14 protein-coding genes are annotated in these 21,246 nt (G+C 69.1%); 8 read left to right on the forward strand and 6 right to left on the reverse strand.

The genetic code is table 11. The annotated features are described in order from the left end of the window. The first annotated feature begins 52 nt into the window (after nucleotides 1-52). Nucleotides 53-1,432: an OmpA family protein gene (locus tag ML01_RS00885; RefSeq protein WP_058553493.1), complete on the forward strand. Its 1,380-nt coding sequence runs from the start codon at nucleotides 53-55 to the stop codon at nucleotides 1,430-1,432. After that, nucleotides 1,432-2,202: a hypothetical protein gene (locus ML01_RS00890; protein WP_058553494.1), complete on the forward strand. Its 771-nt coding sequence runs from the start codon at nucleotides 1,432-1,434 to the stop codon at nucleotides 2,200-2,202. The genes ML01_RS00885 and ML01_RS00890 overlap by 1 nt, the downstream gene beginning before the upstream one ends. Before the next feature lie 7 nt (nucleotides 2,203-2,209). Here ML01_RS00890 and ML01_RS00895 read toward each other — a convergent pair whose 3' ends face one another. From ML01_RS00895 to ML01_RS00915, 6 genes are all read right to left on the reverse strand, one after another. Then, nucleotides 2,210-3,109, reverse strand: a complete 900-nt coding sequence (locus ML01_RS00895; protein ID WP_162267937.1) for a GvpL/GvpF family gas vesicle protein — start codon at nucleotides 3,107-3,109, stop codon at nucleotides 2,210-2,212. A 224-nt stretch (nucleotides 3,110-3,333) separates the two neighbouring features. Beyond that, nucleotides 3,334-3,768 (reverse strand): hypothetical protein, encoded by a 435-nt coding sequence (locus tag ML01_RS00900; protein WP_216819081.1) that lies wholly within the window; start codon nucleotides 3,766-3,768, stop codon nucleotides 3,334-3,336. 273 nt (nucleotides 3,769-4,041) lie between these two features. Next, on the reverse strand, nucleotides 4,042-4,179 hold the full coding sequence (locus ML01_RS26720; RefSeq protein ID WP_216819082.1) for a hypothetical protein: 138 nt from the start codon (nucleotides 4,177-4,179) through the stop codon (nucleotides 4,042-4,044). 577 nt (nucleotides 4,180-4,756) lie between these two features. Then, nucleotides 4,757-4,975, reverse strand: coding sequence for a hypothetical protein (locus ML01_RS30055; protein WP_058553497.1), 219 nt, complete (start codon nucleotides 4,973-4,975; stop codon nucleotides 4,757-4,759). 93 nt (nucleotides 4,976-5,068) lie between these two features. After that, entirely contained in the window at nucleotides 5,069-6,148 is a 1,080-nt protein-coding gene (locus tag ML01_RS00910) for a hypothetical protein (RefSeq protein WP_058553598.1), read from the reverse strand. Nucleotides 6,149-6,239: 91 nt separating this feature from the next. After that, nucleotides 6,240-9,437 carry an AMP-binding protein gene (locus ML01_RS00915; RefSeq protein WP_082673816.1) on the reverse strand — a complete coding sequence of 1,066 codons (3,198 nt, stop codon included), beginning with the start codon at nucleotides 9,435-9,437 and terminating at the stop codon, nucleotides 6,240-6,242. A 643-nt stretch (nucleotides 9,438-10,080) separates the two neighbouring features. Between ML01_RS00915 and ML01_RS00920 the strand changes: the two genes are divergently transcribed. From ML01_RS00920 to ML01_RS00945, 6 genes are all read left to right on the forward strand, one after another. Beyond that, complete coding sequence (locus ML01_RS00920; protein ID WP_058553499.1) at nucleotides 10,081-12,330, forward strand: heavy metal translocating P-type ATPase; 2,250 nt, start codon at nucleotides 10,081-10,083, stop codon at nucleotides 12,328-12,330. Nucleotides 12,331-12,535: 205 nt separating this feature from the next. Then, nucleotides 12,536-13,504, forward strand: coding sequence for a pyridoxal-phosphate dependent enzyme (locus ML01_RS00925; protein WP_058553500.1), 969 nt, complete (start codon nucleotides 12,536-12,538; stop codon nucleotides 13,502-13,504). A gap of 3 nt (nucleotides 13,505-13,507) precedes the next feature. Then, nucleotides 13,508-14,248 carry a carbon-nitrogen hydrolase family protein gene (locus tag ML01_RS00930; protein ID WP_058553501.1) on the forward strand — a complete coding sequence of 247 codons (741 nt, stop codon included), beginning with the start codon at nucleotides 13,508-13,510 and terminating at the stop codon, nucleotides 14,246-14,248. 15 nt (nucleotides 14,249-14,263) lie between these two features. After that, nucleotides 14,264-18,118, forward strand: coding sequence for a type I polyketide synthase (locus tag ML01_RS00935; RefSeq protein ID WP_058553502.1), 3,855 nt, complete (start codon nucleotides 14,264-14,266; stop codon nucleotides 18,116-18,118). 253 nt (nucleotides 18,119-18,371) lie between these two features. Next, nucleotides 18,372-19,247 carry a YdiY family protein gene (locus ML01_RS00940; protein WP_058553503.1) on the forward strand — a complete coding sequence of 292 codons (876 nt, stop codon included), beginning with the start codon at nucleotides 18,372-18,374 and terminating at the stop codon, nucleotides 19,245-19,247. Between the two features lie 232 nt (nucleotides 19,248-19,479). Further along, nucleotides 19,480-21,105 carry a cyclic peptide export ABC transporter gene (locus tag ML01_RS00945; RefSeq protein WP_162267938.1) on the forward strand — a complete coding sequence of 542 codons (1,626 nt, stop codon included), beginning with the start codon at nucleotides 19,480-19,482 and terminating at the stop codon, nucleotides 21,103-21,105. Nucleotides 21,106-21,246: the final 141 nt, after the last annotated feature.

The raw sequence follows: 21,246 nt of genomic DNA on the forward strand, positions 1-21,246 counted from the left end.
CGATACGGGTGCCGCGGCGTTGCGCCCGGCCGCCCGCCTGAGGGGGGATGCGATGCGCCGGCGCGCCCTGGCGATCTCCTGCGCGGGACTGGCAACGCTGGCACTGCTGTATGCCATCGCCATGCCGAGGCTGGTCGAGCGCGTGCCGGAGACCTTGCGCGAGCTGGCCGCGGCCCGTCTGCAGGCGCAGGGATTGGCGTGGGTGCAAGTGCGCGCCGAGGGCCGCGACCTGCACCTGCGCGGCGCGGCGCCGAGCCGCGCGGAGCAACGCGGCGCGGTGACGCTGGCCGGCGGCGTGCCCGGCGTGCGGCACGTGGCGGACGCGATTCGGCTGCGGGAAGTGTCCCCGTACCGACTATCCATCGCCTGGCAGGACGGCAGGCTCGCGGTGGCCGGCTACATGCCCGACCAAGCGCGCCTGGATGCCCTGGCCGCACGGATCGCGCCGCACGCCGGCACCGGTGCGGCGGGGCTCGCCGTGGCCGCCGGTCATCCGCCCGGCTGGTCCGCGCTCGCCACCGCGGTGGTCGATGCCATCACCGGGCTCGACCAGGGCAGCGCCGAGCTGATCGATCGCGCACTGTCGCTGCGGGGGACTGCCACCTCGGTGAACGCGCGGGATCGGGTCCTGGCCGCGCTGTCGGCATTCGAGGTCCGGGGTTTCGCGCTGGACGCGGACATCAGCCTGATCGTCTCCCCCTACACCATGACCCTGACCCAGCAGGACGGCAAACTGGACGTCTACGGCTTTGTGCCGGATCCGGCGAGCCGCCGCCGCCTGACCGAGCACCTGACCGGCCACGCTGCGGAGACAGACGCCACCGCAGCGGTCGAGCTGCACGTGGCCGCCGGCGCACCGGGCGGCTGGCTGGACCTGGTGCGCGTGATCCTGGACGCGCTCCCCGGCTTCGAACATGCCGACGCCGCGCTGTCCGACCGGCACCTGCGTCTCGCCGGCACCCTGTTCTCGAGCGCCGAGCAGGACCGCCTCATCGAGACGCTGCGCGCCTTCGAGCCGCAGGGCTATGGCCTGGACCTCGCGCTGGCGGCGGCCGATGAGGCGGCCGTGCGCTGTCAGGCGCGGCTCGATCAGCTCCTGCTCACGCCGATCCTCTTCGCGTCCGGAGCGGCACGCATCGACGAGCGCAGCGACGCCCTGCTGGCGGCGCTTGCGGACACGCTGACGACCTGTCCCGGCGCCCGCATCCGGATTGCCGGCCACACCGATGACCGGGGCCGCCCGGAGGACAACCTGCTGCTCAGCCGCAAGCGGGCCGAGGCGGTGGCGGCGCGACTGATGGACGCGGGCGTCGAGGCCGCCCGCATCACCGCGGTCGGTCACGGCGCCGAGCGGCCGGTGGCCGACAACGCCACCGCGGCGGGTCGGGCGAAGAACCGGCGCATCGCATTCAACGTAGAGGTGGATCGGTAATGGGCGACTTGGTCATCGAGCTCACGCTCGCCTTGCTCGGCGCCGCGCTGATCGGCTGGCTGTTCGGCCGCTTGCTCTGCAAGAGTGGCGAGTACGACGAGCGCGCGGCGCGGCGGCGACTGGAGACCACGCTGGCCGAGCGCGACCGGGAGCTTGAGATGTCGCGGGAGACCGCCGACGGGCTGCGCCGGCAGCTTCGCTCACAGACTGAGGCCGCCGCCCTGGTGGAGCAGGAAGGTGCGGGACTCAAGGTCCGCCTCGCGGGCATGGAAACGGAGCTGCAGGCACTGCTGGGCCGGGACGGGGAGCTTGCGGTCTGCAACGCGCGCCGCCAGGCCCTCGGGGCCGAGCTCGAAGAGCAGCAGGCGCTGGTGCTGGAGCTGCGCTCGACCTGCGCGGCCCAAGCGCAGCATATCCGGGAGCTGAACGGTGCCCTCGCCGGCGCCCGTGCCGAGCTGCAGGCCAGCGACGCCGAAAACCGCCGCAGACAGGAAGAGATCGCCCGGGGCATGGAGGAGATCACCGCGCGTCGTCAAAGCCAGGCCGAGACCGACGCGCTGATTGCGCGCCTTCAGCAGGAGAAGTCTCGCCTCGATCGGCAACTGCAGGGGCTCGGCGCGGCGCACGGTGACTGCACGCAGCGGCTCCAAGCGCTCGCGGCCTCCATCGAGCACCTGCACCGGCGCATCCGCGAGCGAGGTGCCCCGGGCCGTCGCCGCCAACCGGATTCGCGCGACGCGGTCCGATCCAGGCGTACACTGGGAGATTGACCCGACTTCAAACGCGCATGAAGCTGCTTTCGACGGCCTCGCGGGTAAAGGCAATCTCTTCTCCCTCACGGCTCTTGCAGTAGGCCGTGACAATACGGTAAGCGTTATTGAGTCTCTGCATCTCTTTGTCATCACCGCCATGTCGATCCGGGTGCCGCTCGAACGACAGCTTGCGATAGCGCGCGACAAGGTCATCGCGCGTGCATCGCTCTCCGAGGCCCAATAGGTTCCGCGCTTCGTTGATCAGCTCGAAATTCCCCTTGTTGATCTCGATAGCCGAGAAGCCATAGGGCGGAAAGGGGCCCGAATAATTGAAGACGATGAAGTCGGCACACTGCTCGGCAACCCGACCCAGCGCCGCCGCGAACGACTCTATCCCGGCCTTCTCCACCAGATAGGTGTTGATGAGCAGCGTCAGCCCATCCGGGACACCGGCCTCGCGATGCTCGACGACATGCGCGACGAGTCCGGCGGACAATGCCTTGGAGATCACCTCTCGCTGCTCCTGCGCCAGCTCGAAGAATGCCTTTCCAGCCGCGACCTTGTCCGACATGTCGACACGCGGCGCAAGCTCCGCCACGGCCGCTTGGACATCGACCGCGACCTGAATGACGACCTCGCACTTGCCTTGCAGCCGATCCATCAAGGCATCGAGATGCAGCGCGGCATTGCGCAGAAACTGCCGCGCCTCCGCTTGATCATCGACAACCATGCCGAAACGCAGAGGGATCAGCGTCCGCTCTGAGAAGTAGCTCGCATTAATGGCCCGATAGCGATTATTGAGAGCCTGCTTCGTTTCCTCGCTGCTCAGCGAGGACGGATCATCCACGGTGAGTCCAACCGCGGTCATTCCCCGCTCAGGGATATGCACGATGCCGCCTTCCGGGTCGGCCGGAATCCCGTTCACGATACTGCACAATAGTATTGCCATAGTAGTATTGCCATAGTCGGTTTCCGATGGATGCTGCACAGAACGCATCCTCGCGCAAACGCCTGAAGCAGAATGCGCGTTTCATCGTCCGAGTCAGCGAAGGGATGCGCTAAGCGGTGGCGCGGAGTCTACCAAGGGCAGATCGGGGTACGTGTAAATTATTGTCGGGCTGTCCGCTGCGGTGACAGCCCGCGGTCCACTTAAGTGGCCACCTGGCGACCATGGTTCTGTGCCAGGTCCGTCTGCACCGCGCGCGCGTTGAGCTGCGCGTACTTGTGGCTGACCTGGCTGGCGAACAGCGGCGTGGCGCCGCGGATGATCCGGGCCTGCTGCTCGAGCGGACAGTGGATGCGCCCGCCACGCGAGGTCTGGTAGACGTAGCGCTCGACCTCGACGACGCCGTAGGGCGTCTGGTAAGCCTTCGGGTCGCGCCCGCGGGCGGTGAACTTCACCGCGCCGACTCGGATCGGGCTGCCGTCGGTGTCGAAGCGCTTCAGTGCCTCCTCCGTCACGCAGCAGCCGAGCGCGTTGGTGGCCTCCTGGATCGCCGCTTCCATCTCCAGCAAACTGCCCCCGAGGCGCACCGTCACCGCCACCGTGACCTCATCTCCCGACCTGCTGAGAATCGTCGCCACAATCTTCACTTCCTACGCCGTTACAGGAGGTTGCAGCATACTTCTCAAAACGACATCATGTCGAGGCCGCACCCGGCAGGGACAGCGCCACGAAGCGATCTTTCTGGAGTCCTGGAGCCTCGCGCTGGCGGAATCCTGATCGCCGATCAATGCCAATCACATTGATGGGCAGTAGGCAAAGAAAAGGCCGCATAAGGAGCGGCCTGTCACATTGCAACTAACTGCTTTTTGAGTGCCAAGATTGGTGGAGGCGGCGACTACCAAATGCAGTCTTTAAAGCAGCCGCTCGCCGTCGAGTCGAACGCTCAGCGACGGGCTGCGATCCTCATGCGCGGGACAGCGCGCCGACCAGCGCCCCTCTCCGGTGCGAATCACCCCGTCCAGGCGCCCGAGCAGGAGCTCCGCGTCCATCTGCAGACCTCGGATGCATTGAAGCGGTGGGCGTCAACCCGCCAGCGGTGCGCGAGAGTCACGCGCACCGCGACGGCAGGCAGACTACGTCGGCGAGGAGACCGGCGCTATGCGGCGGGAGACCCTGGCGTTCCGTCCACCAGCGCACCGGCGCAGACGACGGACGTCACCTTCCGCTTCGATCCGGTCTTCGCACCGGGCTCCGCCCAGAACGGCGGTGGAGCTGTGGAGGACAGTCAACGCGGCGGCGCTGTCGACAATCTGGTCCTCAACGCGAGGGTCTCGGCGGTACCGCTGCCGCCGACCGCCCTGCTGCTTGCCGCCGGCGCTGTGCTGCTTGCGCGGCAGACCGGCCGGCCGCGACTCGCCGCGGCATAGGACCTGCGGATCCACCACGGCGGCGCCATTCGGCAGCATCCCGGCCGCTGGAAGGACTGGGGCTTGCCCTGACCACGGCCCGTCTCACGTGACCGGCGCGCCCAACCCAGGCGGGGGCGCGGCCGGCATCTGCATCGACCGCGGGCAGGAGTAGGGCGCCGATGTCCGCGGTCGCCATCGTTTACGGTTCGGCACGCGCTTAGGCGATCTCCGCCGCGGTATGCGTGCATGATGCCTCGTCGGCGATGTAGACCTCGCCGCGGGTGATCGGCTTTTCCCTCAATCCGGATCGAAGCGGGCGACCTGCGACAAAGGCGGCGCTGGCGACAAAGGCGGCGCTGGACCAGTGGACGACTCCGTCGCAGAGCCGCGCGCTCAGCGGCTGTGCGCGGTGCCTAGTCCGGCCCATCGTGACCATCGATCCCTCACAGATCAGACGAGATGCGAGAGGCCGCCGGGGAACAGGGGGCGCTGCCTGCAACGGCCTCAATGCCCCCCCGGGTGGCAGCTCTCAGGCGGCGGTCGGTCCGCTCCGGCGCACATCCAGCGTTGCGCAATGAAAACCGCCGATGAAGGGGTAGTAGTCTTCGAACGCGCACGGGATCGGCTTGAAGCCCCATTCCTTCAGCGCCTGGATCAGGGGCTCCTGGCGCTCCTCGACGATGATGCGGCCTTCACCCAGCACCAGGGTGTTGATGCTGATCCAGTCGCTCATCAGCCGCGGCTGGGTCCGGTAGGGCACGGGCTCCGGTGCGATCATCACGTCCCAGTCGCGAAAGACCTCGGGCAGCTTCTTGACGTCGGTGAACGCGGCGTTCACCAGCAGCTTGCCGGGGCCGAGCAGGGCCAGGGTGGTATCGATGTGCGCAGGCTTGGGGTCCAGGCTTTGGATCAAATGCACCCGATAATCCGGCCCCAGATGTCTGCGCAGCCAGTCCACGCCGGCCTGGTTGGTGACATGGCTCAATTGGCCGACGATATCGAAGCCGCAGCGCACGAAGTCGGCGGCGTCGAACACGGGTTCCAGGTCCGTCAGCACATAGGGGGTCGGCGAGTCCGCGGCCGCGAAGTCCGGGTTATAGAGCTCGTCGCGCAGGTGCGGCCTGGGTGCTGCGACGAAGCGTGCGCCACGGCGCGAATACTCGTCGAACAGCTTGCGGTAGGACAAGGTCTCGAAATGGCGCGAGCGCGAGCACATGGGCACCTCGATGATCTCGTTGCCGATGACCAGGAAGGCGTCGCGTGGGTTGGCGGCACAGAAGCCGCCCGAGGTCTCCCAGTGCGGTGTCGCGAAGGGCCGGCCGTGATCAAGCTCTTCCAGACGCCTGACGATAACCCCCTCGGCCTCGAGAATACCCACAAAGCGGTCCATCGCCCGCTCGGCGGCCTCGATGTACCGACCCGGGTAGGGCTGGTTGAGCGGCAGGTGGCGCTCGATCGCCGCGAGCTCCTCGGGGCTGTAGACGTATTGATAGAATGGGTCCCAAAATGAGAAGAAGGCGTTTCTGGGCGTTCCGACGACGACTTCCTCGAGGGTATCCCATTCATTGTGGACATTGACGGGCGAGTTGGCGTAATGGCTGTCGGGCATGACAATCACCTGTATCGATACGCGCGGGACGTGCCTGCCCGCTGATTGGTTGTTGTTCTGGAAAACGAACGATCGCGCTGCTCGGCAGGCATCAGTCCAACTGTTTGCGATCGATCTTGCCGCTCAACGTCAGGGGCATCTCCGCGACGACGCGCAGCTCACGCGGCACCATCTGCGGCGGCAGCTTGGCGCGGGCCTCGGCTTCGATGGTCGCCAGCGCGTGGCGCTGATCGTCCGGCGTGTAGTGGCCGCCGTCGAGCTCGACGTGGGCGACAAGAAAGCGCGCACCGCGTTGATCGTTGCGCACCGTCACGGCGCAGTGCTTGACCGGTTCGATCTCGCTCAACGCCGACTCCAGCTCGGAGAGCTCCACCGGGAAGCCCTCGATCTTGACCAAGTCGTCATTGCGGCCGCGGTATTCGATGTTGCCGTCGGCGAGTAAGCGACCGCGGTCGCCGGTGCGAAACAGCTTGGCGCCGGGGTCCGTCGAGAAGGGGTCGGCCATGAACCGATCACTGCCGTCACGCGGCGGATGCAGATAGCCCCGCGCCACCGCGACGCCACCGACATAGAGCTCACCGACATCGCCCGGCGCAACCGGCTGCTGCCGCTCGTCGAGGATGTGCACGACACAGTCCGGCAGCGGCTTGCCGATTGGGATCAGCGGCTCGCCGAGGGATTCCTTCAGCACCGCCGCCTCGGAGAAGGCGTCGGCGAGGGTTGGCCCCGCACCGGCGTCGGCACTCACCGGCGTGGGAACCGGCAGATCGCCGCAGATGTCCTGTGCAATCGCCAACTGGTCTTCTAGGACCTGATGGATGTCGGATTGCGTCGTCAACGGATTGGCGAGAACGACGCGAAACACGACGATGGGACAGTCCGGCCCATAGCGGGTATTGGTCAGCGTGGTCTTGGAGACGAAGCTCGATCCGCGCTCGAATTGCAGCTCCTGCATGCGCCGATTGACGGTATTGATCGCATCATTGTCGGCGGCGGAAAGTGTGCCCGCACGCAGTCGGCTGCGGTAGGCGTCCGGGATGTAGCGGTAATTGACGATGTTCAGGGGCGGCTCGAACACCAGCTCGAAACACTCCATGGCCTTGACGATGTCGGCGAAGAAGCCGGCCTTGTCCATGCTGGCATTGAACAGGGCCTCATAGCCCCTGCGCCCGATCACTTGCAGTGCGGCATGCACCAACAACGCCATGGCCGAGCGCGAGCCCTCGATGCTGAAGCGCCCGACGTCATAGGAATCGGGTGTCGCCTGATAGGCGGCAGTGGTGGCGCCGTAGCCGAGCGCATCCGGATCGCGAAACAGGCAGACGCTGATGCCCTGGGGCAGGTACAGCTGTTTGTGGGCGCAGAAGGTCACCGAGCTTGCGCGCTCGATGCCGCTGAAGCGCCCGCGATGTTTGGCCGAGAACAGGCCGCTTCCGCCCCAGGCGGCGTCGACGTGGAAGTCGATGCCGTTCGCCTCCGCGATGTCTGCCATCTGCGCCAAGGGGTCGATATGACCGGTCTCGGTGGCGCCGGCGATCCCGATGATGGCGAAGGGCAGTAGACCCTCCTGACGGCACTGCGCGAGCTTACGCTGAAGGTCGCCGGTATCCAGGGCTCCGTCCGGCGCCGAGCGGACATGCACGAGATTGCGCATGCCGAGGCCGAGCACGGACGCGGCCTTCTTCATCGAATAGTGCATCAACTCCGAGCCGAGCAGCACCAGGTCGCGGTAGCCGCTCTGCTGCAAAGTCGCGTAGATGCTTTGCTGCGACCACTCATGCTCGCCGGCGAGCCGGGCCAGGGCGCGGTTGCGCGCGATCATCAGAGCGGTGATGTTGGAGAGGGTCCCGCCGGTGGTCACCAGGCCCAGATTGGCATTCTTCCTCTGCACATGGGCGTCGTAGAAATCGTCGCTGAAGCCGTAGAAGCAGCGATGCAGCATCGCCAGGGCCTCACGCTCCAGCAGGATGGCCGACTTGGCCGTTTCCACCTTGACCAGATTCTGATTCAGCTCCGAAATGAGCTTGCTCAGGTCGTGCACGAAGTCCGGCAATGCCGAGGTCATGTGCCCGATGTAGCGCGGCGATGCGGTGTCGATGGAGAAGGGCAGGACCGTCTCGCGCAGCCAGTTCAGGTAATTCGACAGCGGTCGCGGGAGCTCCGCCATGCGCGTGTCCCGAAAGCGCATGGCGAGCGCCTCCACGGGCACGTTCGCCACCGTGATGTCGCCCGGCGCCCCGGGCCCGTCGTCGCCCGCCGTGGCCGCCCTGGTGCCCACGGCGCCGGTGCCCACGGACCTGTTGAAGTAACCGAGCACATTGTCCACGTCCGAGCGTCGGACCTCATACCAGGTGGCATCGGCGCTGGTCTCGGTGGCGCCGTAGACATTGATCAGCCGGGCGTGCTTGAAGCGTTGATAGAAGAGCCCGGCCAGCGCCGTGGATAAGGGCTCGCCACTGCAAAAGACGTATTTCAGCTGCGGCAGGTGAAACAACGCGTCTTTGCGCACCCCCAACAGCGCGCGCAGCAGGGATGGCGCGACCACCAAACGGCTGATGCCCTTGCGTGCCAACGCCAACACCAGCTCCGCCGGGTCGTTCGCTTGGCGGCCCGGCAGAATCACCAGTCGAATACCGGCGAGCAGGGGCGCCAGGATCTCCGCGACATGGTCCACGAAGCCGATGGAGACGCGCTGCCAGGCGACCTCGTTGTCCTGAAACGGATACTGCTTCCAGGTCCAGTGCAGCCGATTGACGACGCCCCGACAGACCCCTTGGACCGCCTTCGGATGGCCGGTCATCCCGGTGGTGTAAATGACGTAAAGCAGCGTCTGGTGATCCACCGCAACGCCGGGATTGTGGGCCGGCCGGCGCTCGATGACCGGCCAGTCGGCATCCAGGTCGATCAATGCCGGGCATCGGTAACCAAAGTCGTGGCGCGGGGCGCCTCGCGTGACCAGCAGCGCCGGGCGGCAGTCCTCCAGGATGGTGTCGAGCCGCTCGGGGGGCAGGTCGGTCTCCAGCGGGACATAGGCGCCCCCCGCCTTGGCGATGGCCAGCAGGGTGATGATCAGCTCAACAGAGCGCTCCAGGTAGATGGCGACGAGCCGCTCCGGCCCGATGCCGTGCTGCACAAGCTGGTGCGCGAGCCGATTGGCCTTTTCGTTCAGCTCCCGAAAGCTGATGTCGTAGAGCCCGCAGGAGACCGCGGTTCGCTCGGGCGTTCGCTCGACCTGGGCTTCGAACAAGGCCGCCGGGGACTGGAAATGGCTTGGTACTGTCGCGCTCACGATGCTTGCATGCTTGGCTCGATGTGGCTTGGGGTGTTTGCCGGTGGCGTCCAGGCTGGCGTCCCGGCTGGATCCCGGCGCACTGCAACGCCGGTGACGACCGTGCGGGTGCGGTCGACTCGAAGCTGTGCCGCGACGCGCAGCTCATGCTCACAGATCGCTGCGAGCCCGGCAACGCAATCCGTTTGGGATGCCAAACAACTGCTTGTCTTTGCGAAAGCCCAGCCTCAGTGCAAGCACATTGTCGCGGCGCCGCTGCCGGCATCCGCAGCCCGCGTGTCATTGCCCGATCCGCGGTGGCGCTTGCCAGAGACAAGGGATTGTTTGGGCGCGTAGGTCCGAGTCGATGGGCGCACGAGCCGCATCGGGTTACGCTGAGCGGCCGTCTGCGCTTGCATCTCCGGTCGCGCAGGCACAGGCCCAGCCGCACCGAAGACGGACGCGCATGTCATGCGGGCCAGCGCCGGGGCAGTGGGCTGCGGCAACGGTTCGCGCCGGGTGTCGCGCAACAAGATTCCGGTCTAAGGACGGGCGCGGGCCGCGGATGCTGACCCTCGGTGACCTTGGCGGGTGCCGCGAGCGCTGCCGCCGACCCCGCATCCCGAGCCTGATCACGCAACCCTACCGAGCACACAAGAGCCCCATGGCCATCCCGATCGCAGCGCTCACGCTCCTCCCTGCCGGTGTCTTCGCCATCGCACCGGCCCAACGGGTCCGGCGCAGGCAGGGCGTGCGCCGGCTGAAGCAGGCGGCGACAGCCGTCGATGTGAGGCCTGGTTCCTCGCCGCAGTCGCAGGCAGCAGTCGAGCCCGGCCCCTGGGAGCGCGCGCTGCACCAGCTGATCCAGGCCCGAGTCGATCCCCTGCTGGGCGGGGACCGCGAGCGCCACTTGCGTGACCTCTCCGGGCGCTCCGACACGCTGGTGCTCGGCGAGCGCGAGCGGGCGGTCAACCTGCGCATGGCCTTCTCGACGCTGCTGCTGGCGGTCAGCATTGTCACGCTCCCCTTGCCGTTCTGGGTGCGCGCGCTGACCTGCCTGCCGATGGCCGCCTATCTGGTCCGCGGCGAGCTGGAGCTTGCGCTCGATGCCCTGGTCCGGCAGCGGCGCCCATCGGTGGCGCTGCTCAACGCCTTCTATCAGACCGCGCTGTGGCTCGGTGGCTACTACGTGGTCGGCGCGAGCCTGTTTGTGCTGGGCACGCTCGGCGGCAAGATCTCGTCCATTGCCCAAGACCGCTCGCAGCAGGGCCTCGCCGACGCCTTCGGCCAGCATCCGCAGACGGTTTGGGTGGCGGTGGACGGTACGGAGCTGGAGGTCCCGTTCGAGGCGGTGAAGATCGGCGACACTGTGGTCGTCCACGCCGGCGAGATGATCCCCATCGACGGCCGCATCACCCACGGCAGCGCCAGCGTGGATCAGCACCGCCTGACCGGCGAGGCACAGCCTGCCGATAAGGGGGGCGGCGACGAGGTGCTCGCGTCCACGCTGGTGCTGGCGGGCTCGCTGCACATCCGCGCAGATCAGGCCGGGTCCGAGACGGTCGCCGCCAAGATCGGCGAGCTGTTGAACAACACCGCGAGCTACCAGCTCGCGGTCACCAGCAAGGCCGAGCGCCTCGCCGACGAGGCCGTGCGGCCGACCTTCGCGGTCGCCGGCGTGGCCGGCCTCCTGGTCGGCTACCAGGCGATGGTCGCCGTCGCCAGCACCATGATGGGGATCGGTCTGCGCATGAGCGGCCCCATCGCCCTGCTGAATTATCTGAACCGGGCGGCCCGCGGCGGCATCCTGATCAAGGACGGGCGCTCCCTGGAGCTGTTGACCTCCATCGATACGGTGGTGTTCGACAAATCCGGCACCCTGACACTGGACGAGCAGCAGGTGGTGGAGATCGACAGCTTCGACGAGCGCGACGGCGATGCGCTCCTGACCCTCGCCGCCGCCGTCGAGCAGCGCCAGTCGCATCCGGTGGCGCGGGCGATCCTGGCCTGCGCGGCGGCACGCAATCTGCCGCTGCCGGCCGTCACCGAGCCCCGCTGCGAGCTCGGCTTCGGGATGCAGGCGCGGGTGCGCGGCGAGCTGGTGCAGGTGGGCAGCGAGCGCTTCATGATCCAGAGCGGCATCGACCTGCCGCCGCCCGCACTGGCCCGGCTGCACGCCGCCCGCGACCAGGGTCGGGCCATGGTGATGATCGCCGTGGACGGCCGGCTGGCCGGCGCCGTCGAGCTGGAGGCCAGGCTGCGGCCGGAGGCGGCCGATGTCTTGGCCGCGCTGCGCCGGCGCGGACTCAAGCTCTACATCATCTCCGGCGACCAGGAGGAACCGACACGCCGGCTCGCCGAGACCCTCGGCATCGACGACTATCACGCCAATACGCTGCCGGCGGACAAGGCCGCCCTGGTGGAGCAGATGCAGCGGCAGGGCCGATCGATCTGCTTCGTCGGCGACGGCATCAACGACTCCATCGCCCTGAAGAAGGCCAATGTCTCCGTGTCACTGACCGGCGCGACCCGGGTCGCCACCGACACGGCGCAGGTCGTCCTGCTCGACGGGACCCTGCGCCAGCTCCCCGGGCTCTTCCATCTGGCCGCAGGCATGGAGCGCAACTTCCAGCGCGGCCTGGCCATTGCGACGGTGCCGGTGCTCGGCATCTGGGGCGGGGTGCTGTTCCTGCATCTCGGTGTCCTCGGCGCCGCGGCCTTGTTCGAGCTGAGCCTCTGGGCCGGCATCGCCAATGCACTGCGACCCGTGTCGCTGCCGCAACCTGCGCACGTGCAGCCGCTCGCTGCGGATCAGCGGCCGCCGCGTCTTGCCGAGGCCGACGCGCAGCCGCAACAACACCCGCCCGAGCAGACGCCGGTCTGCCCGAGCGAGGCCGGCAGGCAGGCTGCTTAGCCGCACCGCGCCCGGCGCTTGGCAAAGACAACAAAGGGCTTGGCAGCCCGAACGGAATCCGCCCGGTCGGCCACGGGCCCTGCGGTATCGTCCCTCCACGCCTGCGGCTCGCCGCGAGCCGCTGCGCCTCACCAAGGTGCCCCGTCAGAGATCAGCGACCGGCGCCGTCTCGACCGCTGTCGAAACAACCATGCAGGTAGTGGACATGACCGACTTCGTCACCAGCACGGACCAGGCCGCGCAGACCCTCGCCGGCGTCATTCGGGACACACCACTGACGCCCGCCATCGAGCTGGGACGGGAGGTCGGCGCCCGGGTCTTCATGAAGCAGGAGAACCTGCAGCTCACCAACTGCTGCAAGGCACGCAGTGCCTATTACATGTTGTCCAGCCTGGCCCCGGAGCAGCGCCGGCACGTCGTGACCGTATCCACCGGCAACAACGGCATCTCCATGTCCTGGGCCATGCACGAGCTGGGCATTCCCGGCACCGTATTCCTGCCCAGCAGCGTCAGGGCGCACAAGGTCGAGGTAATCCGGCAGCACCCGGTGGAGGTCATCTTCAGCGGCGACGACATCGTCGAGGCCGAGGTCACGGCCCGCGCCTTCGCCGCCGAGCACGGCGCCACCTTCCGCTCGCCGTACAACGAATATGACGCGATGGTCGCGCAGGCGACCATCGTCCGCGAGGTGCTGGCACAGCTCGAGGCCGTCGGCGAGCGGCTGGATGCGATCCTGGTGCCCGTGGGCGGCGGCGGCCTGATCGGCGGCATCGCGACCTACCTGCGGCAGGTCGCCCCGAGCTGCCGGGTCATCGGCGTGCAGCCCGAGCACTCGGCGATCATGGCCCTGTCGGTGCGCGCCGGCGAGATCCTGGACATCCCGTCATTGCCGACGCTGTCCGACGCCACTGCCGGCGGCGTTGAGCAGGGCGCCGTCACCTTCCCGGTCTGCCGCGATGCGGTGGACGACTACATCCTGGTGAGCGAGGCGGAGATCGCCGACGCGATGCTGCTGCTCGACGCGCAGTACGGCATCGCCGTGGAGGGCTCCGGCGCGCTCGCGGTCGCCGCGCTGCGGCAGTGTCCGGACCAGTTCAAGGGCAAGACGGTGGCGCTGCTGCTCTGCGGTGCCAATGTGGACCCCTCGCTGCTGGCGCGCCTGCGCGATGTTTGATCCGTGGCCGGCCGAGACCAACGCCGGCTGCGTCTGGCCGTCGCCTCGCTGCGGATCGAGGCCGATCCCGAGCACAATCTCGCCCGGCTGCTCGACTGGATGGCAGAGGCGCACCGGGCCGGCGCGCAGCTGGTCTGCTTCCCCGAATACTGCCTGAATCCGGTGATCGAGCATTGGGTCGATCTCGCCGAGCCGATTCGGGCGTTGTGCGCGGCCTGTCGGCAGCACGGGCTCTGGGCCGTGCTCGGTGCGGAATCCGGCGTCGCCGGGGCGCGACGCAACAGCATCCTGCTGGTCGCACCGGACGGAGCGATCCGCCGGCGCTACGACAAGGTCCATCTCTGGCGGCGCGAGCAGCAGTTCTTTCAGCCGGGTGCCGATGCACCGCCGGTCGTCGACATCGGGCCATGCCGCATCGGCATCATCTGCTGCTGGGACATGGCCTTTGCGCACGACGTTGCCGCCTTGGCGGCCGCCGGTGCGGAGCTGATCCTCTGCCCCAGCCGGCTCGTCGATGCGGCGCTGGACGCCGAGCCGCTGCGCGTGCTGCCGCTGGCCCGCGCCTTCGAGAATCTCGTGTACTTCGTCCTGTGCGACGCCGTGGCGGACGACACCCTCGCCGAATCCATGATTTGCCACCCCCTTGGTGTCCGCCACCGCATCGCGCACGCCGAGGGCCTGATGGTCGCCGACTTGAGCCTCGACGAGCTGGCAGACCTGCGCGACTACTATCGCGGCAGCTGAGGCGCCGCCATTGCGATGACACCGGACGCTGACTCACATCTGCTCGCGCCCTTCGCGGCGCACGCCCGGTACGCCCCGGACACGGTCGCCTTGGTGACCGGGGAGGGCACCGTCGGCTACGGCGAGCTCGCCGCACGTGCCGAGCGCATCGCCGGCGCCCTGGCGGAGCGAGGCGTCGGTGCCGCAAGCGATGCCGCTGAGCCGGTCGGCCTGTGCATGCACCGCGGCGTGGATGCGGTTGCGGCGATGCTGGGCATCCTGCTGGCCGGCGGCGCCTATGTCCCCATCGACCCCGGCTATCCCGCCGCGCTGCGCCGACGCATGGTGCGCGAGGCCGGCCTGCGGCGGCTGCTGACCGACGGACCGGAAGCCGCCGCGGGGCTCGAAGACGCCTGCGAGCAGGTGTTGACGGCGGCGGACCTGGCGCGCGGCACCGTCCCCCGCGCCGCTTGCCCGCCGGCACCAGCGGACGACCGCCTCTTCCACGTGCTGTACACCTCGGGCAGCACGGCGATGCCGAAGGGCGTCTGCGGCACCCATGGCCAGATGCGCGCGCGGCTGGCCTGGCTTTGGCGGACCTTCCCGCTGGCTGACGACGAGCTGGTCTGCCACAAGACGGCGCTGCACTTCGTCGATGCCAGCCTGGAGATCTTCGGCACGCTGCTGCAGGGTCGCCCGCTGTTGATCGCGCGCGAGTCGGACAGCGCGAGTCCGGCGCGCTTCATCGAGCTGTTGGCCGCACACGGGGCAACGCGGCTCTCGCTGGTGGTCTCGCAGCTGCGCGCGCTGTTGCTCGCCGCGCCCGATCTGGGGCGCAGGCTGCCGCGGCTGCGGCTTTGCATCGTCAGCGGCGAACGGCTGACGGCCGAGCTGGTGGACGCCTTTCGGCGGGCGCTGCCCGACACCGCGCTGGTCAATCTCTACGGCTGCAGCGAGGTCCCCGAAATCAGCTGCACCGCAATCACCCCCGATACCGCACTCGACGACTCGGGCGCGCCCATCGGCCGCCCCATCCCCGGCACCGAAGTGCGCATCGTCGACGACGACCTGCGTGAGGTGGCCCCCGGGGAAACCGGCGAGCTGCTGGCGGGCGGCCCCCTGCTGGCCGGCGGCTATCTGCATCGCCCCGAGGAGACCGCGGCGCGCTTTATCGAGCACCCCTTCGGCGGCAGTGGCCGGCTCTACCGCACCGGCGACCGGGTACGGCTCGGCGCCGACGGCCAACTGCGCTTCGCCGGACGCGGCGATGACCAGGTCAAGGTGCGCGGCCATCGCATCGAGCTCTCCGCGGTGGAGGCCGCCGTGCTCGCCTGCGCCGACGACGTGGATGCCGCCGCGGCCGTGGTGCAGCAGGACCCGGGCCTGGCCGAGAACCGCAGCCTGGTGGTCTTCGTGACCCCGGCGAGGCTGGACACGCGGGGATTGTTGGGCAAGCTGCGCGCGGGCGTCGCGCGGCACCTGGTGCCGCAGCGGGTCATCGCGCTGGCAACGTTGCCGACCACGCCGAGCGGCAAGCTCGACCGGCGGCGCCTGGCGGCCCTGAGCAGCACCGCCCCTGCGTCGCCTGCCGCGGCCGACGGCGACACACAAGGCCGGATCGCGCAACTTTGGCGCGAGGTGCTGCAGCGCGATGCCGTCGGCCCACAGGACGGCTTCTTCGACGTGGGCGGCGACTCGCTGGCCCTGGCCCAGCTCCATCGGCGCCTGCAGGACGCCTTCCCGCACTGCCGATTGACCCTGGCGCAGCTGCTGGAGTACCCGACCATCGCCGCCCAGGCCGCCTATCTCGGGCGCGCGCCGGGCCGCGCTGCGGAGGCCGCCGCGGGTCCGGTGCAGGCGCACGGCCACGGGCACGGCGCTGCGGCGCAGGAGATCGCCGTCATCGGCATGGCCTGCCGCTTCCCCGGTGCCACGACGCCGGAGGCGTTCTGGCAGGGCCTGCGGGACGGCGTCGATGCCATCGCGGACTTCTCCGATGCCGAGCTGGAGCAGCCGGACCCGCGCCTGCGCGTCGACCCGGACTATGTCAAGGCCGGGGCCGTGCTCGACGACATCGCCGGCTTCGACGCGGATCTGTTCGGCTACACCGACAAGGAGGCGGCGCTGCTGGACCCGCAGCAGCGCCTGCTGCTGGAGTGCGCCTGGGAGGCAATGGAGCGGGCCGGGGTGGTGCCGCGCGGGCGCATCGGCGTCTACGCCGGCAGCAGCCAGAGCGGCTATTTCCTGAACCAGGTCGCCACGCACCGGCCGGTCACCGAGGCGACCTTGCAGGAATACCAGGCTAACCTGGCCAACGACCGCAACTTCCTCGCCACCCGCATCGCCTACAAGCTCGCGCTCAGCGGACCGGCCGTGACGGTGCAGACCGCCTGCTCCACCGGCCTGGTGGTGGTCCACCTGGCCTGCCAGGCGCTGCGCGCGGGCGAATGCGATGCGGCCCTGGCGGGGGCGGTTGCGCTGCGGGTGCCGCAGAAGGCCGGCTATCTGTTCGAGGAAGGCATGATCCGCTCCCCGGACGGGCGCTGCCGGGCCTTCGACGCGGACGCCGAGGGGACCCTCTTCGGCAGCGGTGTCGGCGTGGTGCTGCTGAAGCCGCTGGCCCGGGCGCAGGCCGACGGCGACCCGATCCTCGCCGTCATCAAGGGCTCGGCGATCAACAACGACGCCGCCGCCAAGGCCGGCTTCACGGCGCCGAGCGCCGCCGGGCAGTCCGCGGTGATCGCGAGCGCCCTCGACGCCGCGCGGGTCGATCCGAACAGCATCGGTTACATCGAGGCCCATGGCACCGGCACGCGGCTCGGCGATCCCATCGAGATCGCCGCGCTGACCCGCGCCTTTGCCGAGCGCGGCCGGCGGGCGGACGGCGGGCCGCGCTGTGCCGTCGGCTCGGTCAAGACCAACATCGGCCATCTGGACGAGGCGGCCGGCATCGCCGGCTTCATCAAGACCGTGCTCGCGCTCCGGCACCGGGAGATCCCGCCGAGTCTGCATTACCGCAGCCCGAACCCGGAGATCGACTTCACCGACACCCCGTTCGAGGTCAATGCCAGGCTGCGACCCTGGCCGGCGCCGCCTGAGACCCCGCGCCGGGCGGGGGTCAGCTCCTTTGGCATGGGCGGCACCAATTGCCACCTGGTGCTGGAAGAGGCCCCCGCGCAAGCGCAGCCCGCCGCGCCGCCGCTTTCGACGACGCGGCCCTCGCACCATCTGTTGGTGCTTTCCGCCGCCGGCGGCCCGGCCCTGCAGGCGCTGGTGGGGCGCTGGCGCGAGCTGCTCGACGAGTCCCCGGCGCCGGACCTGACCTCGCTCTGCGCGACGGCCGCCACCGGCCGGCGCCACCTGGGCCGGCGCTGCGCGGTGGTGGCGGCCTCCACCGCGGCGCTGCGTGAGCGGCTCGCGGACCTGTCGGTGCCGGCGCAGCCGCCCGCCGGCGATGGGGGCGGCACCGGCCAGATCGCCTTCCTGTTCACCGGCCAGGGCGCCCAGTACGCCAATATGGCCCGCGGCCTGTACGACTCCTGTGCGCCCTTTCGGGCCACCCTCGACCGCTGTGCCGAGATCCTGAAGCCACTGCTGCCGCGGCCCATCTTCAATGCCGCCACCGTCCAGTCGATGGTCTTCGAGCCCGCGAGCGGCGACCTGCTGCTCTATGCCGGCGGCGCCGACGGCGCGCATCCCGCCGAGCCGCTGATGCAGCGCTATGTAGATCTGGCGCGGACCGCGGGCGGCGCCGATGGGCACCCGGGCGCCTGGGTCTGGGTGCTGGCGGCGCTGCTGCTGGCCGGCGTCGCTGCCGCGCTCTGGCGCTTCTATCCGCCCCGCTCCACCAGGCGCCCGTCAGACACGGAGAGCGCCCGGTCGGCGACGTGAAACCAGTGTTGGTTTGCCCGCGGCGACCGCAGGGACGGCCAAACCGAACGGCCCGCCGCACGGGCGCGCGCTCTTTCCGGGACAACAATCGGTTTCGCCAACGCAACGCCCCGGCGTCCGCCGCCGCTCCCCCGTCGCTACAGTGGAGCACGCAGCGCCCCTAACGGCTGCCGCGCAGCAAATCACGCCAGAACGGAGATGATCGACCATGTCAAACGACGCATTCACAGACTTGCCCCGCCGCCTCATACCGATGGCGAAACCCGCGCGAATCCCCGGCCCGCTCGCCCGGGCGCCGCGCTCGATCTTATTGACCGGGCTGCTCGCGGGGCTGCTGGGCGCGCCGACGGCGGTGCTCGCGCAACCGCCGGGCCAGCAGCCGCCGCCCGAGGTCACCGGCGGCGAGTCGGTGGGCGCGGACCGCGGCGGCAACGAGTCGGCCAAGAAGCTCTTCACCGTCCGCTCCGTGCCGCAGGCGGACCAGCCGCCGCAGTGGGCGGGCGAGGCGCAGATCGGCTTGGGCGCGACCACCGGCAACAGCGAGAACAGCAACCTCAACGCCAACGCGCTGATCAGCTACACCGCCTTCCCGTGGCGGCACTTCCTGGGCGCCGAGGCGATCATCGCGGAGACCAACGGCGAGCGCACGACGGAGCGCTACGCCGTCGGCTACAAGCCGGAGTACTTCTTCTCCCGACGCACCTTCGCCTTCGGCTTCTTCGGCTACGACCGCGACCCGTTCTCGAATATCGACAACCGCTATTCGGCCACGCTCGGTCTCGGCCATGTGCTGCTGTGGGGCGACCGCCAGACCCTGACCGTGGAGCTTGGCGGCGGATATCGGATCACTCAGTTCACCGAAGCTACGCCCGACTCCGAGGAGCCTGTCGGCCGCGCCGGCTTCGACTACACCCTGAAGCTGACCGACAATACCCAATTCACCCAAGACTTCTCCGTCCTCGCGGGCTCGGACAACACCTTCATCGAATCCATCACGGCCCTGCGGGTGGCCATGACCGACAAGCTGGCCCTCAGCCTGAGCTACACGGTGCTCAACAACAGCTTCACCCCGCCCGGCATCGAGAGCACCGACACCTTCACCAGCGTCAACCTGGTGGCCGCTTTCTGAGAGCGGGGGGCGACGCCTCGGGGACGCGCCGGCTAACCGAGCGCAGGCACTGATGTCGGACTGGGTGGGCCATGTCGCCGAAACCGGTTGCCGGCCGCTGCCGGCGGAGCCCGGCGCGGCGCCGCCCGGCTGAACAGCTCAACGCCGGCATGCCCCGGACCGCGGTGCGGAGCGACCCGGCCGGGGCATGGCGGATCGGTCGCGCCACCACAACTCGCCGCCTCTCCCGCCCATGCTCCTGCTGCGCTTCATCGTCGAGGACGCCAATGCACCCCGCGGCCGGATCCTGGCCATGGCCGCGCTCGCCGGCATCGCCGACGCGAGCCTGATCGCGATCATCAACAGCGCCGCCGAAGAGGTCATCGTCGATGCCTTGCCGGCCAAGCTGGCGGCGGCCTACCTGCTGCTGCTGGGCATCCTGCTGACGGCGCTGAGCTTTGCGCTGGTGGAATCCATCGCCGCCGTGGAGCGCGCGCTCGAACGCCTGAAGCTGCGCATCGCCGACAAGGTCCGCCGCAGCGACCTGCGCTTCATCGAGCTCGCCGGCGGGGCCGGCGCCTACCGCTCGCTGGCCCAGGACTCGGGGCTCATCGCTCAGGGTGCGGGGCCGCTGGTGCTGGTGGCACAGCAGTCCCTGGTACTGCTGTTCGCGCTCGGCTACGTAGCCTGGCTGTCGCCGCCGACGCTCGCGGTGACGCTGCTGATCCTGGGGCTCGCGGTGCCGATGATCGTGCGCCACGCGGAACGCACGCGTGCGGACCTGAAGGCCGCCGGCGCGGACGAGGACCAGGTGTTCGACGCCCTTGGCGGCATGCTCGCGGGCTGCAAGGAGCTGAAGCTCAACCGCCCGGAAAGCGTTGCGCTGCTCGCCGACATCGAGCGCATGGCCCGCAGCGCCCAGGCGCGCAAGCTCGCCGCCGGCGACCGCCAGGTGCTGGACATGATCTTCGCCAACGGGCTGACCTATGTGGTGCTCTTCGCCGCCGTGTTCGGCGTCACGGCCGTCGTGCCGCAGGCCAGCGACACCGTGCTCAAGGTCGCGGTCGTGCTCATGCTCGCGGTCCGCGGCCTGCTCGGAGCGGCGAACGCCGTGCCGGTCATCGCCAAGGTCGATGCCGCCATCGAGCACCTCTACAGACTGGAAAACGAGTTGGACCGCGCGGCAGTCCACGCCGAGGCGCCGGTCGCGGCGGTGCCGCTCGCGGGCTTCGAGCGCATCGACGCCCGCGGGCTCTGCTTCCATTACCAGGATGCCGACGGCGAGCCCCTGTTCCGCGTCGGTCCCTTCGATCTCAGCCTGCGCCGGGGCGAGATGGTCTTCATCGTCGGCGGCAACGGCGCCGGCAAGTCCACGCTGCTCAAGCTGCTGACCGGGCTGTATCACCCCGAGCAGGGCGAGCTCGCGCTGGACGGCCGCCTGCTCGGCGCCGACGACTACCCCGGCTACCGCTCGCTCTTCACCAGCGTCTTCACGGACTTCCACCTGTTCGATCGGCTCTATGGCCTCGACGACCTGGACCCGGCGACGGTCAACCACTGGCTGCGCGTGCTGGAGATGGACCACAAGACCCGCTACGCGGACGGCGGCTTTACGAACCTCGACCTGTCCACCGGCCAGAAGAAGCGCCTCGCCTTCATCGCCGCCGTGCTGAAGAACCGGCCCATCTGCGTCTTCGACGAGCTGGCGGCCGACCAGGACCCCGCCTTTCGGCAGCGCTTCTACGAGGAGATCCTGCCGGGGCTCAAGGCGCAGGGCCGCACGCTGGTCTGCGTCTCCCACGACGACCGCTGGTTCCATGTCGCCGATCGCGTGCTGACGATGCGCGATGGGCGGCTGGCAGACGACGAGCATGGGTGACCCCGTGTGCGCGAAACGTGGATGCGCGCACGACTGCATGGCCATACCATCGAAGCGTGACATTCGGGCAGCCCCGCGGACCCACCGCGGCTTCCATCAGAAACTTGCCTTCGGGTCCATCCGCGACCAGAATCGCAACGA

The organism is Thiohalocapsa sp. ML1 (assembly GCF_001469165.1).
Classification (GTDB): domain Bacteria; phylum Pseudomonadota; class Gammaproteobacteria; order Chromatiales; family Chromatiaceae; genus Thiohalocapsa.

What these genes read in the sequence shown, in the direction of transcription:
- ML01_RS00945 (WP_162267938.1), top strand. Translation starts at nt 19,480, where the DNA reads ATGCTCCTGCTGCGCTTCATCGTCGAGGACGCCAATGCACCCCGCGGC.
- ML01_RS00935 (WP_058553502.1), top strand. Translation starts at nt 14,264, where the DNA reads ATGACACCGGACGCTGACTCACATCTGCTCGCGCCCTTCGCGGCGCAC.
- ML01_RS00885 (WP_058553493.1), top strand. Translation starts at nt 53, where the DNA reads ATGCGCCGGCGCGCCCTGGCGATCTCCTGCGCGGGACTGGCAACGCTG.
- ML01_RS30055 (WP_058553497.1), bottom strand. Translation starts at nt 4,975, where the DNA reads ATGGTCACGATGGGCCGGACTAGGCACCGCGCACAGCCGCTGAGCGCG.
- ML01_RS00890 (WP_058553494.1), top strand. Translation starts at nt 1,432, where the DNA reads ATGGGCGACTTGGTCATCGAGCTCACGCTCGCCTTGCTCGGCGCCGCG.
- ML01_RS00910 (WP_058553598.1), bottom strand. Translation starts at nt 6,148, where the DNA reads ATGCCCGACAGCCATTACGCCAACTCGCCCGTCAATGTCCACAATGAA.
- ML01_RS00940 (WP_058553503.1), top strand. Translation starts at nt 18,372, where the DNA reads ATGGCGAAACCCGCGCGAATCCCCGGCCCGCTCGCCCGGGCGCCGCGC.
- ML01_RS00920 (WP_058553499.1), top strand. Translation starts at nt 10,081, where the DNA reads ATGGCCATCCCGATCGCAGCGCTCACGCTCCTCCCTGCCGGTGTCTTC.
- ML01_RS26720 (WP_216819082.1), bottom strand. Translation starts at nt 4,179, where the DNA reads ATGGACGCGGAGCTCCTGCTCGGGCGCCTGGACGGGGTGATTCGCACC.
- ML01_RS00925 (WP_058553500.1), top strand. Translation starts at nt 12,536, where the DNA reads ATGACCGACTTCGTCACCAGCACGGACCAGGCCGCGCAGACCCTCGCC.